The sequence below is a fragment of the Rathayibacter sp. AY1A7 genome (genome assembly GCF_002930845.1).
Lineage (GTDB): Bacteria > Actinomycetota > Actinomycetes > Actinomycetales > Microbacteriaceae > Rathayibacter.
Window position 1 is genome coordinate 1 of the sequence record NZ_PSTL01000048.1, and the last position, 870, is coordinate 870.

Sequence of the window (870 nt, forward strand, 5' to 3'; positions counted from 1 at the left end):
AAGGGCGTGAGCCTGCTCGCGTCGGGTGTCGTGATCGCCTTCCTCTGCTCGGTGTCGGGGTTTCAGGCCGGCGTTCGTGCGGACCTGGATCAGACCGGGGGCCAACTCAGCCCGGTCCTGCTCGTGGGCTTTCTGATCGGACTCGTCGTGTCAGCCGTCGGCGCGATCGTGCTCTACCGGTGCTACGAGCGTGCCCGCGGCGTTCGCTAGCTGCTAGCCGTAATCCGCAGCCGGAGCGTCACGCGCTGTGGACACGCGGCCTGTGGCGATGCGGTCGAGAAACGGAGACTTCGCTGACGCCTCACGCGACAGACCGACGGGGGCCGCCGGTGCCGCCCTGCTCTGGGCCGCGACGCACAGCGCGGGCGAGAGCAGCACCCGCCCGCTCACCGGCCACTGAACGACCCCTGTGCGGAACGACGAACGGGCGGGCGCCCCCTAAAATCAGCGCTCGTGCGGTTTCGCCCGAATATCCAGCTCCGTTTCGGCATACTCCTGCCCGCAGCTCTGATCTGCGTGCCGGCAGCGACAGTATGGAAGCCCGGCCTCGCGCTCGACGAGCAGCTGGTCTTCATCGTCATCTTCGCGGTCGTCATACCGCTCGCTGTGCGGTGGGTTGTTTTCAGCGGCGTCAGCCTGCGAGAGAACGACCTCACCGTCCACGGGGTCTGGTGGTCCCGACGCGTCCCTCGCGACCAGACCATCCAAGTGCGCCAAAAAAGCCGGCTTGATGGTCCTGCACTGGCGCGACCGTCACGCCCGCATCCGGCACACACCGATGATCGCCTTCACGTCCGCATCCAACGATCCCTCATGGGCCGCAAGTCACAACACTCACGTAGCTCGAGCGGTCAACGACTGGATTGCCGG

Annotated in this window: 2 protein-coding genes; both read left to right on the forward strand. The window is 66.7% G+C overall.

Annotated features, from left to right (window positions below; translation table 11 throughout):
- Window positions 1-210 (forward strand): hypothetical protein (locus C5B95_RS17015; RefSeq protein WP_181068126.1); only part of this gene is annotated, 210 nt, incomplete at its 5' end.
- Between the two features lie 243 nt (window positions 211-453).
- A partial coding sequence (locus tag C5B95_RS17755; protein ID WP_219813866.1) for a hypothetical protein occupies window positions 454-870 on the forward strand: 417 nt, incomplete at its 3' end.